Here is a 16458-nt window from a genome sequence, read left to right on the forward strand (position 1 = left end):
CCGAACGCGAGCTTTACAATGTCAGCCATCAACCTCGCCATCGTCGGCGTCGGCAAGATCGTCCGCGACCAGCACCTCCCCTCCATCGCCGCCAATGCCGACTTCAAGCTGGTGGCGACGGCGAGCCGCCATGGCACGGTCGACGGCGTCACCGCCTATACCTCGATCGACGATATGCTGGCGGCTGAACCGTCGATCGATGCCGTTTCACTCTGCATGCCGCCGCAGTATCGCTATGAAGCCGCTTACAAGGCGCTCGCCGCCGGTAAACACGTTTTTCTGGAAAAGCCGCCGGGCGCGACACTGAGCGAAGTGGAAGACCTGGAAGACCTCGCGAACAAGCAGGGTGCGACACTGTTTGCGAGCTGGCATTCGCGCTATGCAGCCGCCGTCGAAGCCGCCAAATCGTTCCTCGCCTCGACCGAGATGAAGAGCATGCACGTCATCTGGAAGGAAGACGTGCGCCATTGGCACCCGAACCAGGAATGGATCTGGCAGGCCGGCGGCCTCGGCGTTTTCGATCCCGGCATCAATGCACTGTCGATCGTCACGCATATCCTGCCGAAGGCGATGTTCCTCAGCGGAGGCACGCTGGAATTCCCTGAGAATCGCGACTCGCCGATCGCGGCCGATCTGCATTTCCGCAATGTCGACTACGTTCCGGTCCACGTCGAATTCGACTGGCGCCAGACCGGCAAGCAGAGCTGGGACATCATCGCCGAAACGGCGGCAGGCCAGATGGTTCTTTCGGAAGGCGGCTCGAAGCTCTCAGTTGGCGGCGAGCTGAAGTTCTCGGCCCCGGAGGCCGAATATCCGTCGCTTTATCGCCGCTTTGCCGAACTCATCAAGGCCGGCAAGTCGGATGTCGATCTGGCGCCCCTGCGCCATGTCGCCGACGCCTTCATGCTCGGCAAGCGCAAATTCGTCGAGGCGTTCCACGACTGATCGTCCCTCTACGGGCAGATGCTATTGCGCCGGCAGAATGGTACAATAGCAGCAGCGAGGCGTGAGGGGCCGTTCCATGCAGCAGGAGCAGGATGAATCGTTTGGTTTGGGCGTCCGGCATCTGACGGTCAGGCTTGCCGACGCCAATGCGAGGTGGCGGGAAGCCTATCTGCTGGAAGAACTCAGAATCCGCGAGGCGCTGGGTCCCCTGGCACTCGACATCCAGCATTTCGGCAGCACCGCCATCCCCGGCATCAAGGCAAAGCCGATCATCGACATACTGATCGGCGTCCGCCGTCTCGATGATGGACTTGACTGCGTCAAGCCGATGGAAGCGATCGGCTATGACTATGCCGGTGCAGACATCGTGGCCGACGACCATCTCTTCGGCCGCGGCATTACGGGCGAGACGCGCACGCATCTCGCCCATGTCGTGGAATATCAGGGCTTCAACTGGCGGCGGGACATCTTCTTCCGCGACAGGCTGCGAAACGATCCCGCTCTCGCGCTTGCCTATGAAGAACTGAAGATCGGCTTGGCGCAGAAATTCGCCGAAAGCCGCGCTGCCTACACCGGTGCCAAGAAGGATTTCATCGACAAGATCCTGGCGGAAGCGGGACTCGCCTGACGACCGGCGTCAGGCCTTCTTCTCCCACCGTCCCTCTGGCGTCTGCTGCCAATAGGTCAGGTTGTGCCCCTCGCCTTTCAGCTTCTTCCACTGGGCGCGCGCGCCCTCGAGCTGCTCCTGATCGTAACCGTCGAACATGAAGACGATCCGCTCATAATCCGCAGCGGGCGGCGGTTCTGCACCGTCGACGATGAAGCGGACGGTGGCGGCATTCGGATTGTCAGCCGAGACGGTCAGGAGAACGGGCTGATCCGCGGCGAAATCTCCTCCGTCGGTGCCATGCGGCAGGAAACTGTCCTCCCGATAGGTCCACAGATGCTGATCCAGCGCATCACGCCGCGCAGTCTCCTTCATCTGGACGGCGACCCGCCAGCCGCGCTCGACACTCTTGTCGAGCAGCGGTGGAAGCGCGTCTTCCAGCTTCGATTCGGTGAGGTGATAGAAGAGGATTTCCGTCATCGTGTTTCGTAGTTCGAGCGGACCAGTTCATCAAGCAGGCGTACGCCGAAACCCGAACCCCAGGACTGGTTGATCTCGTCCTGTACCGATCCCATCGCCGTGCCGGCGATATCAAGATGCGCCCAGGGCGTATCCTGTACGAAGCGCTTGAGGAAATGCGCGGCGGTGATGGAGCCGGCAAGGCGGCCGCCGGTATTCTTCATGTCGGCGAACTTGCTGTCGATCATCTTGTCATATTCCTTGCCGAGCGGCATGCGCCACAGCTTCTCGTTCGTCACGAGGCCGGCGGTCGTCAGTTGCGCCGACAGGGGATCGTCATTCGAGAAGAGACCGGCATGGCTATTGCCGAGCGCGACCATGATCGCGCCTGTCAGCGTTGCAAGATTGATCATGAACTGCGGCTTGAAGCGGTCGTTGCAGTACCAGAGCGCATCGCAGAGCACGAGGCGGCCTTCCGCATCGGTGTTGATGATCTCGATCGTCTGGCCCGACATGGAAGTGACGATATCGCCCGGACGCTGGGCGTTGCCATCGGGCATGTTTTCCACAAGACCGATAATGCCGACGGCATTGACCGGCGCCTTGCGGGCGGCGAGCGTGTGCATGAGGCCGGTGACCGCGGCCGCACCACCCATATCGCCCTTCATGTCTTCCATGTTGGCGGCCGGCTTGATCGAGATGCCGCCGGTATCGAAGACGACGCCCTTGCCGATGAAGGCGATCGGCCGATCCTTGCCCTTACTGCCCTTCCACTGCATGACCGCGAGGCGCGGCGGACGGACGGAACCCTGGGCAACGCCCAGCAGCGCCCCCATGCCGAGACGACGCATTTCGCGCTCGGTGAGAATTTCCACCTCAACGCCCAGCTTCTCCAGCTCCTTGGCCTTGGCGGCAAACTCCACCGGACCGAGCACATTCGGCGGTTCGTTGACCAGGTCGCGGGCGAGGTTCACGCCATCCGCGACCGATTCGGCATCGGCGAAGGCTTTCTTGGCGGCAGCCGCATCGGTCGTGACGATCGTCACTTTGACCGACTTCGCCTGCTTCTCTTCGTCGTCATTCTTCTTCGTCTTGTAGATATCGAAACTGTAGGCGCGCAACAGCATGCCGAGAGCGAAATCGGCCGCGGCCTTGGCGCTGACCTCTGCACCCGGCGCATCGATGAAGATCGTCACCTTCTCGGTATTCTTGATCCGCGATGCAGCGCTGCCACCGGCTTTCAGCCAGTCGTGGACGGTGAGGTCTGCAGGCTTGCCGAGGCCCAGTACGACGATACGGTCGACAGGCGCGCCTTCCGGCGCCACAACGTCGAGGGCAGTCAGCGACTTTGCCGAGAAGCGTGCAATCTTCGACGCCTTGGCGATCACTCCCGCCGGATCGGCAATATCGGCCCCAGCCGCCGTATCTGCCTCTGATGTCTTCAGAAGAATCGCGAGGCCGCCGCCGAGTTTTGCCGATTTTGAGAATGAAATTTCGAATTTTGCAGACATGTCTTCTCCGATGGGATTCATGAAATCCGTGCCAGGGGATAATTTCGCGTTTGACGGGTCTGTCAATGGCCGGCGACAGTTGTTATGTTCCGCGCGGCCGCCAGGCCAAAAGGTTTTCGTCATTTTCGTAGATGTTTGCGTTGACAGTTTTTTCGAAAAATCGATGGCGGGGTCCGGCAATCCGCCTGCCGAAAACGGCATTCGGGGTCTTTATCCTGCTTTTCTGGGTCTGGTGGCTGCTATTGGCCCTGTTCCGCGCCTTTCCCGGGATCGATATTTATTTTTCCCAGCTTTTTTTCGTGCAGGTGGCGTGTAGCGCGTCCGCCCCGGCCACCGAGATCTGCGGTTCCTTCCCCTATCGGAGCGAAGCGATCCTCGGCCTGCTGCGCACGCTGTTCTTCTATGTTCCCTATGTCGTGACCGCGGTGATGCTGTGGAAACTGGCGGAGTGTTATCAACAGCATGGCGCGACGTTCAATGCGCCGCGCGCCCGCGATCTGAAGGTGGCTCTCGGCACGCTGCTGATCGGTCCCGTTCTTCTCGTTAATGTGATCCTCAAGGAACATTGGGGTCGGCCGCGGCCGGTGCAGACCGATTTTTTCGGCGGTACGCTGCATTTCGCCGAAGCCGGTTCATTGGCCGGCAAATGCGTTTCGAACTGCTCGTTCATATCCGGAGAGGCCGCGAGCGCGGGCTGGCTGTTCTGTCTGCTGATCTTCGTTCCGAAGTCGGTGCGCTATGCGCTTGTGGCCCCTGTTGCTGCGGTTTCCATCCTGACCCCCGCGATGCGGCTCTCCTTCGGCGCACATTATCTATCCGACGTCGTGCTGGGATGGCTGTCTTCGGTCGTCATATTCGCGGCGCTGATGGCAATTGCTGAGTCGCCACGGCAACAAAAAAATTCTGAAATTTGAATGAATTTTTGACACTGACTTGTCGCAAAACCGAGACAAACAGCGTAGAGGGAATCTCCTGCTGATCATATCGACCTGCAGGCGCGTTCAAGGGCGAGCATGAAACTACTCGAGACATATATATTACGGCGTGTCGGCCAGATGTTTCTCGTGGCTCTTCTCCCGGTGCTCGCGATCATCTGGACCACCCAGGTCCTGCAGCGCATAAACCTCGTGACCGACAGCGGCCAGTCGATCGGTTCCTTCGCCACGCTTGCGACACTGATCCTGCCGTCCATCATTCCCGTCGTGCTGCCCTTCGCGCTCGTCATCGGCATTACCCAGACGCTGACGACGATGAACAACGATTCCGAACTGACCGTGATCGATGCCGCCGGCGCCCGGCGCAGCATCCTGGCGCGGCCGATCCTGCTGCTCGCGCTCCTCATCAGCGTTTTCTCGTTCTTCGTCGACAATGTCGTCGAGCCGCGTGCGAAGACGGTCGTGCGGCAGATGATCGCCGCCACCTATGCCGATCTTCTGTCATCGGTGATTGAGGAAAAGACCTTCCGCAAGATCGACGAAGGCCTCTACGTGCAGATCTCGCAGCGGCTTGCCGGCCGTACGCTCAAGGGCCTCTTCGTCGCAGACGAGCGCGACCCGAATTATGAGCTCATCTACTATGCACGCGAAGGCGCCGTGGATGATGTCGGCACGTCGCTGATCATGCATGATGGCGAAGTCCATCGCAAAACGGCCGATGGAAACGTCTCCGTCATCAAGTTCGATTCCTATTCCTTCGATCTTTCGGACATGACGGAAAATAACGGACAGGCGACGCTTCGCGCGAGCGACCGCGATCTCGGCTTCCTGCTCAATCCCGATCCGAAGGACCCCGATTATATCGCCAAGCCCGGCAGCTATGCCGCCGAACTGCATCGGCGCCTGACCGACTGGATGCTTCCCTTTGTTTTCGCGCTTTTCTCGCTTGTCATAGCCGGGGATGCGCGATCACATCGCGAAGCGCGAATGCATCCGATGATCGGCGCACTGGGACTCGCATTCGCGTTGCGTTGGGCGGCATTTTACGTTGCCAACCAGATCGACAAGAGCGCGATCTATATCCCGATCCTCTATGCGATCCCGATCGTGACGAGCCTGGTTTCGATTATTTTCCTGAACATGCACAAGCGGCTCGCCATGCCGCTTGCCGTCAGAAATCGTACCTCGACACTCTGGAAGCGCGCGCAGAAGCAGATGCTTACCGCGACAAGCCGGACCGGCGGAGGCGCTTCGCAATGATATTCGGGACATTGTCGCGGTATTTCTTCCGCCGGTACGTGGTGACCACGATGTGGTTCCTGATCGGCATGAGCGCCATCACCTTTCTGCTCGACTTCAGCGAGACGGCAAGCCGCATCTCCAATTTCCCCGGCTACACGCTGGGTGGTGCTGTGCTGCTCACCGCCGTCCGCCTGCCATTAATCCTGCAACAGACCATTCCCTTCGTGGCGCTGTTCGTCGGCATCACCGTGCTGATCGGCCTAAACCGGAAATATGAACTCGTCGTCACACGTGCGGCCGGCATTTCGGTCTGGCAATTCATGCTGCCCTTTATCGCCGGATCCCTGATTCTGGGCGTGCTGACGGTGGTGGCGCTCAATCCGCTCGCCGCCTGGGGCCAGAGGCAGGCAACACAATTCGAAACGGCATGGCGCGGCCAGGACAATGCCATGATCCGGGCGCTCCAGGTTCCCTGGCTGCGCCAGATCAGCGGCCGGGACGATGTCATCATCGGCGCCAAGACCGTGCTGGAGAACGGCACGCTGCTCATGGACGCCGTGCTTGTCCACTTCGATTCCACGGGTCAGGTCATTCTGAGGCAGGACGCCGCATCCGCCAAATTGGAAGATGGTTACTGGCAGCTTAACAACGTTGTCGAACGCAAGCCTGGGGAAATCCCGGTGCGTAAGGCTTCGGAACAGCTTCGTACCAATCTGAAGCAAGACTTCATCAAGGAGCGGCTGACAGCGCCGGAAACAATTGGTTTTTTTGACCTTTCCAACCGTATCGCTGCTGCAAAATCCTTCGGAATCTCTACGAAGGCGCTCGAGACTCAATTCAACTCGTTGCTGTCGCAGCCACTGCTCTTGGTGGCCATGACTCTCATTGCTGCAACAGTGTCCCTGAAATTTAGCCGGTTCAACCAGTCACGCTCTGTGATTCTGGGTGGAATCCTTTCAGGCTTCATGCTTTATGTCGTCACCGTGCTTGTAAAAGCATTTGGAAGCAGCGGTGTCGTGCCGCCGTTTGTGGCGACTTGGATACCAGTGATCGTAGCGCTCGCTTTAGGCGCAACGATTCTGCTTCATCAGGAGGATGGCTAGTGGCGGTAGGCGACCGCAAGAATTTTAGTAAACAGTTGGTTGCCCTGCTCTTAGGTGCGACTCTGTGTTCCTATTTCGAAAATGCTCCACTGGCCTACGGCCAGGAGAACAATACCGGCATGCCTGCGATCGGCCAGAATATCTCGCCGGACGCGAAGCTGATGCTGTCTGCGAACGAGCTGGTCTATAATAAGGACCAGGAACTCGTCTCCGTGATCGGCGGCGTGCAGATCAACTACGGCGGCTACAAGCTGGTCGCCCAGAAGGTCGACTATAACCAGAAGACCGGCCGCATGATGGCCACCGGCAACATCGAGATGGTGACGCCGGACGGCAACCGAATCTATGCCGACCACCTCGATGTGACCGACAATTTCGCAGACGGCTTCATGAATGCGCTGCGAATCGAGACAAGCGACAATACCCGCCTCGTTGCCGAAACCGGCCAGCGCGTCGGCGGTACGCAGATGATTCTCAACAAAGGCGTCTATACGGCGTGCTTGCCCTGCGCCGAAAAGCCCGAGCGTGCCCCTTTCTGGCAGGTCAAGGCCGAACGCGTTATCCAGAACAGTGAGAAACACACGATCCGGCTTGAGCACGCGCGCTTCCAGCTGCTTGGTCGTTCGCTCGCCTATCTGCCGTGGATCGAAGTCCCCGATAATACGGTGAAGCGCAAATCGGGTTTCCTGTTCCCGTCGATGAGCGTTTCGCAGAATCTCGGCTACGGTCTTTCTGTTCCCTATTACTACGTCATCTCGCCGAGTTCGGATTTCACCGTCACGGGCACCGGGTACACCTCCCAGGGCTTGATGCTCGAGGGCGAATATCGCCGCCGCTTTGAAAATGGCACGGTGACGATGCACGTTGCCGGCATCGATCAGATGAACCCAAGCAATTTCAGCGAAGGTACAAGCGATGCCGAAGCCAAACAGCGCGGCATGGTCGCGTCGAAAGGCGATTTCAGGATCAATCCCCGCTGGAGCTTCGGCTGGGATGTTATGGTGCAGAGCGACAACAATTTCTCGCGCACCTACAAGATTGACGGGTATGATTACACGCCGCATGCCAACACCGTCTATCTGACGGGACTCGGCAAGCGGAATTACTTCGACCTGCGCGCCTTCTATTTCGACGTGCAGGATGCCGACCGCAACAACACCGCGGAAAAACAGCAGGCGATCGTCTATCCGACGCTTGATTATCACTATGTCGCGCCGAAGCCGGTTGCTGGCGGTGAACTTTCCGCCGATGTCAATCTGACCAATATTTCGCGCACTCACGACGACTTCTACAATGTCGCCGGTTTCGACCGCTTCCGTGGCCTCGAAGGTCAGACGACCCGCTTGAGCACGGAACTGCAGTGGAAGCGCACCTACGTAACACCTACCGGGCTGGTTATTACGCCATTGCTCGCTGCACGTGGCGATGCTTTCGCACTCAACATGGACAGCCCAGTCGATGCCAACGGCGTTCCCTATGCTGGCAATTATCTCAACGATAATGCAGCAACCCGCGGAATGGTGACGGCTGGGCTGGAAATGCGCTACCCGATCCTGTTCACGTCCAGTAACAGCACACATGTTCTGGAGCCGATTGCCCAGATCTACGCACGACCGGATGAACCTCTCGCCGGCCGGTTGCCGAATGAAGACGCGCAGAGCTTCGTCTTCGATGCGACCAATCTTTTTGATCGCGACAGGTTCTCCGGCTACGACCGTATCGAGGGCGGCACGCGCGCAAATGTCGGCTTCCAGTACACCGGAACTTTCGACAGCGGCTACAAGCTGCACGGCATTTTCGGACAGTCTTATCAACTCGCTGGTCAGAATTCGTTTGCGACCGACGACCTCGTGAATGTCGGCGCCGAATCCGGCCTGGAGACCGATCGTTCCGATTACGTCGGACTGGGCGGCATCGAGATGCCCTTCGGCCTCTCCGTGGCAGCATCCTACCGGCTGGACGAGAAGGATTTTTCTTTCAACCGTGGCGACCTGACAACGGTCTATCAGAACGATACCTTCTCGGGCCAAGTGACCTATACGCACGTGACAGCGCAGCCGGCGTACGGCTTTGCTCAAGACCAAGATGAGATCCAGGCGAACAGCAGGATCAAGTTCAAGGATTACTGGTCGATCTTCGGCGGCATCGCCTGGGATCTGAATAACGACGTCGTTGTAAGGCGTACGCTCGGCATCTCCTATCAGGACGAGTGCACCATCTTCACCATCGCCTATGTCGATAGGCGAGATACGACGGATCAGACAGCAAGCGACTGGACGATCGCCGCACGCCTGACGTTCCGCACGCTCGGCGATATCCGCCTGGGCACGGGTGACGCTGCGAATAACCTCTGACGACACGTGGACGGCCGGAAATCTCCGGCCGGGCCATTCTTTCGCCGTAAGCCTGTGCAGGACATTGCGACCAATCGTTATGTGAGGCATAGGGTGTCGCGGAGCAAGAGAAGCGATTTCCGGTCGTCTCAGTGTATATGGTAAGAACGCCGCGCGCTGGATCGTGCGGCGCTATCGGGAGGTCAACAGATGATTGACGCAAAGAAAACCGTAACCATGCTTATTGCAGGCGCAGCCTTCATGCTTGCTGCCTTCAGCGGCCCTGTCTTCGCCGCCAGCGAAGTCAAGGCGGTGGTAAACGGTACCGCCATTACCAGCGGCGATGTCGCAAAGCGACAGGCCTTCATGCGCCTGCAGCGCTTGAAACCCGATGCCAAGGCTGCGGAAGAACAGCTTGTCGACGAGGCGCTGAAGCGGCAGGAAATCTCTCGCGTGCGCATGTCCGTCTCGCAGGACGACGTCAACGCCTCCTTCGCTCGTTTCGCTGCCAGCAACAAGCTTTCCGTCGAGCAGATGGGGCAGATCCTCGACCGTGCCGGCGTCGGGGTCGATCACTTCAAGAACTTCATTGCCGTACAGATGAGCTGGCCGCGTATCGTCAATGCCCGCTACGGCTCCAGCGCACGTATCTCGAATTACGATCTCGTCAACCGCCTGATGCAGAACAACAAGCAGAAGCCGGTGACGACGGAATACATGCTGCAGCAGGTCATCTTCGTGGTCCCGCCAGCCAAGCGAAATGCGATTACGGCCAAGCGCAAGGGCGAGGCTGAGGCATCGCGTTCCAAATATCCGGGCTGCGATCAGGCCAAGACTTTCGCTGCGACCATGCGGGACGTTTCGGTCCGCGATCTCGGCCGCATGCTGGCTCCGGAAATTCCGGCGGAGTGGAAGGACCTCGTCGCACAGACCAAGGGCAACACGACGGCAACGCGCGTGACCGAAAAGGGCGTGGAATATCTGGCAATCTGCAGCCAGCGCCAGGTTTCGGACGACCAGGCCGCAGAAATGGTGTTCCGTCAGGAAGACCTCGACAAGGCCAAGTCGGACAAGTCTGCCGCGCCGGAAAATGAAAACAGCACCAAATATCTGGATGAACTGCGCAAGCACGCGCAGATCATCTATCGCTGATTTTCCATGGCGACACCATTTTCGCGACCGCTTGCGTTGACGCAGGGCGACCCCGCCGGCGTGGGGCCTGATGTCACCCTCATGGCCTGGCTTCGCAGACGCGAGCTCGGGTTGCCGCCATTCTTTCTGATCGGTGATTCCGATGTCCTTGCCGTGCGGGCACGACAACTCGGCCTTGATATTCCCCTGCGCAGCATCGGCAACGCCGCGGAAAGTCTTGCTCTGTTTGCGGAAGCGCTGCCGGTCCTGCCTATGCCGGCAGGCGTCGATGTTGCGGCAGGAGAGCCGCATGTCGCGACGGCGAAAGGGACGATCGCCTCGATCGAGACGGCAGTGGCACTCGTCATGCAGGGCGAGGCGCTTGCGGTCATCACCAATCCGATCGCCAAGTCGGTGCTCTACGAAGCAGGATTCAAATTTCCGGGCCATACGGAATTCCTTGCCGACCTTGCCATGCGTGCAACCGGTCAGTCGATCACGCCTGTCATGATGCTTGCGGGGCCGAAACTGCGCGCCATTCCTGTTACCATCCACATTCCGCTCAAGGATGTGCCGCAGGCGTTGACTCTCGGCCTGATCGTCGAAAGCTGCCGGATCGCAGATAAGGATCTGAAGCAGCGGTTCGGGATCACTTCTCCGCGCCTCGCCATCGCTGGACTCAATCCGCATGCGGGCGAAGGCGGCGCCATCGGCAAGGAGGATGAGACCATCATTCATCCGGCAGTGCAGATCCTGCGCGATGAGGGCATCGATGCTATCGGCCCTCTCCCCGCCGATACGATGTTCCATGACGAAGCGCGCGCACGTTATGACGTTGCCGTCTGCATGTACCACGATCAGGCGCTAATTCCCGCCAAGGCGCTCGGCTTCGACGATTCCGTCAATGTGACACTCGGCCTTCCTTTCGTACGCACCTCCCCCGACCACGGCACCGCCTTCGGGATTGCTGGCAAGGGGCTGGCGCGCGAGGCGAGCCTTGTTGCCGCGCTCAAGCTCGGCGCGCAGCTCGGCCGTACCGCGGAAAGCCATCGTTAATGGCTGCACTCGACGGTCTGCCGCCGCTTCGCGAGGTTATCCAGCGCCACGGCCTCGACGCGCGCAAGGCGCTCGGGCAGAACTTCCTGCTCGATCTCAACCTGACGCAGAAGGTCGCCCGAACGGCCGGCATGCTTGAAGATGCGACCGTCTTTGAAGTCGGGCCTGGACCTGGCGGGTTGACGCGGGCGATCCTCGCGCTTGGCGCGAAGAAGGTCATCGCGGTCGAGCGCGATGCGCGCTGCCTGCCGGCGCTGGCCGAAATCGCCGATCATTATCCCGGGCGGCTGGAGGTCATCGAAGGCGATGCGCTGAAGACCGATTTCGAGGCACTGGCGCCGGAAGGTCCCGTCAAGATCATAGCCAACCTGCCCTATAATGTCGGCACCCAGCTTCTGGTGAACTGGCTGCTGCCGAAGGCATGGCCACCCTTCTGGCAATCGCTGACACTGATGTTCCAGAAAGAAGTCGGCGAGCGGATCGTCGCCTCCGAGGACGACGATCACTATGGCCGCCTCGGCGTGCTCGCGGGATGGCGAACAAACTCCCGCATGGCATTCGATATTCCGCCACAGGCTTTCACGCCGCCGCCGAAGGTCACCTCGACAGTCGTGCACCTGACACCCAACGAGAACCCGATCCCCTGTTCCGTTACCAATCTGGAAAAGGTAACGCAGGCAGCCTTCGGCCAGCGCCGCAAGATGCTGCGCCAGAGCCTGAAGCCCATCGGCGGCGAAAGCCTGCTTGTCAAAGCCGGTATCGATCCGGCCAGGCGGGCGGAGACGCTATCAGTGGAAGAATTCTGCCGGCTGGCGAACAGCCTTTAGAGCTTGTTTTCACGCAATTCCCGACGCGAAACCGCTGCGCAGTTTTACTGGAATGGCCTTAGAGAACCGGCGTTTCCTCTAGCAACTCGCGGACGAAGTCGAACATGCCATGACGGCGGTCGCGGCGCAGGCGCTCGGCCTTGACGATTGACTGCACGGCATCGAATGCAGCGTTCAGGTCATCATTGATGATGACGTAATCGTATTCACGCCAGTGGGCGATCTCGGCACGGGAATTTGCCAGGCGCGTCTGGATGACCTCCTCGGAATCCTCGGCGCGGCGATGCAGGCGCGACTGCAGCTCGGTCATGGTCGGCGGCAGCACGAAGATCGAGACCACGTCGGCCTGCATCTTCTGCTGCAGCTGCTGAGCGCCCTGCCAGTCGATATCGAACAGCATGTCGCGGCCTTCGGACATGGCCTGTTCCACCGGCTCGCGAGGCGTGCCGTAGAAATTGCCGTGAACCTCGGCCCATTCGAGCAGAGAATCGGAATCGCGCAGTCGCTCGAATTCCCGAACGGTCTTGAAATGATAGTGGATGCCTTCCACTTCGCTGGGCCGGCGCTGACGTGTCGTGACGCTGACGGAAAGGCCGATCTGCTTGTCCGTTTCCAAAAGCGTCCGCGCGATGGTGGATTTACCGGCACCCGAGGGCGACGAGATCACCAGCATCAGACCTCGACGGGCGATCTGGATGGACGAGATTTTCGCCGGGCTCATGTCCTACTCCAAATTCTGGACCTGCTCGCGGAACTGATCGATCACCACCTTCAGCTCGATCCCGGCTGCGGTGACGGCCGATGCGTTCGACTTCGAGCATATCGTATTCGATTCTCGGTTAAATTCCTGTGCAAGGAAATCGAGCTTTCGGCCAACCGGGCCGCCTTTTGTCACGAGATCGCGGGTGGCGGCGACATGGGCCTTCAGTCGGTCGATCTCTTCGCGCAGATCCGCCTTCGTCGCGAGCAGTGCCGCTTCGGCGTGCAGGCGGTCACGGTCGAGAGCGCCGGTTCCTTCCATGAGGAGTGCCACCTGCGCGGAGAGCCTTGCCGCGATCTCCTGCGGCGAGCGCGAGGGATCGGCCTCGATCGTGCTTGTCAGCGCCTCGACCGTCGCGACGTGGCCAAGAAGCACGCGCGCCAGTGCCGCTCCCTCCTGCTCACGCATGCTCCTGAGATCGGAAAGCGCAGCCTTCAGTCCCGACATGATATCGGCATCGCGGACAGCGACCGTCTCTTCGCTGTCCTGCGTCTCACGGAAATCGACGAGGCCTCGGATGGAAAGCAGCGTATCAAGCCTCAATGGCGCCGGATCGATAAGACCTTCGAGCTTGTCGCGCATCGCGAGAACGGCAGCGAAGGCATCCTGATTGAGCACGGCTTCAAGCTGGCTTTCACCCGAGGTCAGCGCCAGCGTAGCCTGCAGATTGCCGCGGCTGAAATTCTCGCCGGCAATGCGGCGAACATCGGTTTCCAGGCGCTCCAGACCTGGCGGAAGCCGCAGTCTGACGTCGAGGCCCTTGCCGTTGACCGAGCGCAATTCCCATGCCCAGCGCCAGCGGCCAGTCGTTCCCTCGCGCCGCGCGAAACCGGTCATGGACTGCAATGCCATCAAAGGCCTCCCGATATCAGTTGATCTTCTTTTTCTTCGGCGGAACTGCGGATGTATTGTCCGCCGGCTGGTCTTCCGGTTGTCCGTCGACAGCAATTTCAGGATCGGCGCCCTTGTCTGCTTCGAGCTTGCGCCAGCGCTTGACGTTGGCATTGTGCTCTTCGAGCGTTGCCGCGAAGACGTGGCCGCCGGAGCCATCGGCGACGAAATAGAGGTCCTGTGTCTTCCAGGGATTGGCGACAGCTTCCAGCGCGTCCTTGCCTGGATTGGCAATCGGCGTCGGCGGCAGGCCCTTGATGACGTAGGTGTTGAAGGGGGTCTCTTTCTTCAGGTCCGACTGATAGATCGGCCGGTCGGAGGGTTTGCCCCCGCCACCGAAGAGACCATAGATGATGGTCGGATCGGACTGCAGCCGCATCCCCTTGCCAAGACGGTTGAGGAAGACGGAGGCCACATGCGCACGCTCATCCGGCACTCCCGTCTCCTTCTCGACGATGGAGGCGAGCGTGACGAACTCTTCCTTGCTCTTCAGGAGCAACGAAGGATCGCGCCGTTCCCAGATCTGATCGACAAGCTTCTGCTGGGCTGCAGCCATCTGGTCGATAATTTCGGAGCGCTTGGTGCCGCGCGAGAACTTGTAAGTGTCGGGCCGCAGGCTGCCTTCCGCCGGCAGGGCAGCCGGCAGGTCGCCTTCGAGGACCGCATCATCAAGCATGCGGTCGAACATCTGTCGCACCGTCAGGCCTTCCGGGAAGGAGACGGAATAGAGGATGGACTTACCGGATTTCAGGAGCTCCATGATCTCGTTCATGGACGCATGCGCCTTGATCTCGTATTCGCCGGCCTTGAGGCTCTCGCCATCAGTAAGATGCGTGGCCGTCAGATAGCGGAAGACCCGGGCATCCGAAATGATCAGGTTGCGCTCGAGGTTTGTGGCGATTTCCGCGAGGCCTGCCCCATTGCGGACGATGAAGTTGGTGTTCGTCTGCAGCGGGCCGGGGTTCTGATACGCGGTGATGGCGTAGTAGAAGCCGATGAGACCGGCAATACAGACGACCACGGCCATGGTCATTACGAAATTCAGGAAGAGGATGACCTGACTGCGAGCATTCCTGGAGCGCTTCGGGGGCTCGGGGACACGTTCCGGGCGCAGGGCTTCGCTCGGCGATTTCGGGATGATCGGTCCCTTCTGCGCCGGCTGGCCGTTGTCGCTGCTCTGGTTGGTCGTATCGCTCACCGGCAATCCTCTAAAACTTGGCCCCGCTTCGCTATTTCGCGAAGTAATGCGGCAAAAACAGGTTCTGCCGCGCTTCCTGACGCCGTTTGACGTTCGCCCGTGTCGTGAACCGTCTGTTACGCGACGTAGCGGCGCAGCACGAGCGATGCATTCGTGCCGCCGAATCCGAACGAGTTGGATAGCGCCACGTTAATTTCTCGCTCACGAGCCTTGTGCGGAACGAGGTCGATTGCGGTTTCCCGCTCAGGATTGTCGAGGTTGAGCGTCGGAGGGGCGACATTATCCCGAATTGCGAGGGTCGTGAAGATCGCCTCGATGGCGCCGGCGGCACCGAGCAGGTGGCCGGTCGCGGATTTGGTCGACGACATCGAGATCTTCGAGGCCGCATTGCCGACGAGGCGCTCAACGGCGCCTAGCTCGATCGTATCGGCCATGGTCGAAGTGCCGTGGGCGTTGATGTAGTCGACATCGGCAGGCGTCAGGCCGGCGCGCTTCAGCGCCATGGTCATGCAGCGGAACGCGCCATCGCCGTCTTCAGACGGAGCGGTGATGTGGAAGGCATCGCCGGAAAGGCCGTAACCAACCACTTCTGCATAGATCTTGGCGCCGCGTGCCAACGCATGGTCCAGCTCTTCGAGAACGACAATGCCGGCGCCCTCGCCCATGACGAAACCGTCACGATCCCTGTCATAGGGGCGCGACGCTTTCTGCGGGTCGTCATTGTGCTGCGTCGACAGCGCCTTGCAGGCAGCAAAGCCGGCAAGCGAAATGCGGCTGACCGGGGATTCCGTGCCACCGGCGACCATGACATCGGCATCGCCGAGCGCAATGAGACGGGCAGCATCGCCAATGGCGTGCGCACCGGTGGAGCAGGCGGTAACAACCGAATGGTTCGGGCCGCGCAGCTTATGGCGAATGGAGACCTGGCCCGAAACAAGGTTGATCAGCCGACCGGGAATGAAGAAAGGAGAGATGCGGCGCGGGCCTTTGTCGCGCAGCGTATAGCCGGCTTCGACAATACCCTCGATGCCGCCGATGCCGGAGCCGATCAGCACGCCGGTGGCGATCTGGTCCTCATCGGTTTCCGGATGCCAGTCGGCATCCTTGAGCGCCATGTCGGCAGCAGCCATGCCGTAGATGATGAAAGGGTCTACCTTGCGCTGTTCCTTCGGCTCCATCCAATCGTCGGCATTGAACGTACCGTCAGAACCATCGCCGACGGGAATGCGGCAAGCAATCTTGGCAGGGAGATCCTCGACTTCGAATTCGGACACGAGACGGGCGCCGTTTGCTCCCGCAAGCAGGCGGGACCAGGTAACTTCCGTTCCGCATCCCAAGGGCGATACCATGCCGGTACCAGTAATGACGACCCTTCTCATCGACTGCTTTCCCCCGTCTGTTATGTTTTATGGAGAAACATGCTCAAAAGAAAAGGGCGGACTCTTGGCCCGCCCTTTCTC

15 protein-coding genes are annotated in these 16458 nt (G+C 59.9%); 9 read left to right on the plus strand and 6 right to left on the minus strand.

Features of this window, described 5'->3' with window-relative positions; all coding sequences use genetic code 11:
• Nucleotides 1–18 precede the first annotated feature (18 nt).
• Both FHT93_RS31040 and FHT93_RS31045 read left to right on the plus strand, forming a co-directional pair.
• Nucleotides 19–945, plus strand: coding sequence for a Gfo/Idh/MocA family oxidoreductase (locus FHT93_RS31040; protein ID WP_183851037.1), 927 nt, complete (start codon nucleotides 19–21; stop codon nucleotides 943–945).
• 76 nt (nucleotides 946–1021) lie between these two features.
• Nucleotides 1022–1573, plus strand: a complete 552-nt coding sequence (locus tag FHT93_RS31045) for a GrpB family protein (protein WP_112968000.1) — start codon at nucleotides 1022–1024, stop codon at nucleotides 1571–1573.
• 9 nt (nucleotides 1574–1582) lie between these two features.
• Here the strand turns inward: FHT93_RS31045 and FHT93_RS31050 are convergent, their stop codons facing one another.
• Both FHT93_RS31050 and FHT93_RS31055 read right to left on the minus strand, forming a co-directional pair.
• Nucleotides 1583–2032 carry a DNA polymerase III subunit chi gene (locus FHT93_RS31050; protein WP_018115531.1) on the minus strand — a complete coding sequence of 150 codons (450 nt, stop codon included), beginning with the start codon at nucleotides 2030–2032 and terminating at the stop codon, nucleotides 1583–1585.
• Entirely contained in the window at nucleotides 2029–3522 is a 1494-nt protein-coding gene (locus FHT93_RS31055) for a leucyl aminopeptidase (RefSeq protein ID WP_183851039.1), read from the minus strand. The genes FHT93_RS31050 and FHT93_RS31055 overlap by 4 nt, the downstream gene beginning before the upstream one ends.
• Nucleotides 3523–3662: 140 nt before the next feature.
• Between FHT93_RS31055 and FHT93_RS31060 the strand changes: the two genes are divergently transcribed.
• From FHT93_RS31060 to rsmA, 7 genes are all read left to right on the plus strand, one after another.
• Nucleotides 3663–4436 carry a phosphatase PAP2 family protein gene (locus tag FHT93_RS31060; RefSeq protein WP_183851041.1) on the plus strand — a complete coding sequence of 258 codons (774 nt, stop codon included), beginning with the start codon at nucleotides 3663–3665 and terminating at the stop codon, nucleotides 4434–4436.
• Between the two features lie 99 nt (nucleotides 4437–4535).
• Nucleotides 4536–5717, plus strand: coding sequence for an LptF/LptG family permease (locus FHT93_RS31065; protein ID WP_029616522.1), 1182 nt, complete (start codon nucleotides 4536–4538; stop codon nucleotides 5715–5717).
• Entirely contained in the window at nucleotides 5714–6802 is a 1089-nt protein-coding gene (gene lptG / locus FHT93_RS31070; RefSeq protein ID WP_029616523.1) for an LPS export ABC transporter permease LptG, read from the plus strand. The genes FHT93_RS31065 and lptG overlap by 4 nt, the downstream gene beginning before the upstream one ends.
• Nucleotides 6802–9156, plus strand: a complete 2355-nt coding sequence (locus FHT93_RS31075) for an LPS-assembly protein LptD (protein ID WP_113013946.1) — start codon at nucleotides 6802–6804, stop codon at nucleotides 9154–9156. Before lptG ends, FHT93_RS31075 begins: the two co-directional genes overlap by 1 nt.
• 189 nt (nucleotides 9157–9345) lie before the next feature.
• Nucleotides 9346–10287, plus strand: coding sequence for a peptidylprolyl isomerase (locus tag FHT93_RS31080; RefSeq protein ID WP_113013945.1), 942 nt, complete (start codon nucleotides 9346–9348; stop codon nucleotides 10285–10287).
• Between the two features lie 6 nt (nucleotides 10288–10293).
• Nucleotides 10294–11322, plus strand: coding sequence for a 4-hydroxythreonine-4-phosphate dehydrogenase PdxA (pdxA, locus tag FHT93_RS31085; protein WP_183851042.1), 1029 nt, complete (start codon nucleotides 10294–10296; stop codon nucleotides 11320–11322).
• Nucleotides 11322–12149 (plus strand): 16S rRNA (adenine(1518)-N(6)/adenine(1519)-N(6))-dimethyltransferase RsmA, encoded by an 828-nt coding sequence (gene rsmA, locus FHT93_RS31090; RefSeq protein ID WP_113146164.1) that lies wholly within the window; start codon nucleotides 11322–11324, stop codon nucleotides 12147–12149. The genes pdxA and rsmA overlap by 1 nt, the downstream gene beginning before the upstream one ends.
• Nucleotides 12150–12207: 58 nt before the next feature.
• On the opposite strand, the gene gmk is transcribed toward rsmA, so the two are convergent.
• From gmk to fabF, 4 genes are all read right to left on the minus strand, one after another.
• A complete protein-coding gene (gmk, locus tag FHT93_RS31095) occupies nucleotides 12208–12870 on the minus strand; it encodes a guanylate kinase (protein WP_112544714.1) in 663 nt (220 codons plus the stop codon).
• Between the two features lie 3 nt (nucleotides 12871–12873).
• Nucleotides 12874–13761, minus strand: a complete 888-nt coding sequence (locus FHT93_RS31100; RefSeq protein ID WP_183851044.1) for a YicC/YloC family endoribonuclease — start codon at nucleotides 13759–13761, stop codon at nucleotides 12874–12876.
• Between the two features lie 16 nt (nucleotides 13762–13777).
• Nucleotides 13778–14998: an endolytic transglycosylase MltG gene (mltG, locus tag FHT93_RS31105; protein WP_018115542.1), complete on the minus strand. Its 1221-nt coding sequence runs from the start codon at nucleotides 14996–14998 to the stop codon at nucleotides 13778–13780.
• A 116-nt stretch (nucleotides 14999–15114) separates the two neighbouring features.
• Complete coding sequence (gene fabF, locus FHT93_RS31110) at nucleotides 15115–16377, minus strand: beta-ketoacyl-ACP synthase II (protein ID WP_112544716.1); 1263 nt, start codon at nucleotides 16375–16377, stop codon at nucleotides 15115–15117.
• Nucleotides 16378–16458 lie beyond the last annotated feature (81 nt).

Source organism: Rhizobium sp. BK379 (assembly GCF_014193955.1).
Taxonomy (GTDB): domain Bacteria; phylum Pseudomonadota; class Alphaproteobacteria; order Rhizobiales; family Rhizobiaceae; genus Rhizobium.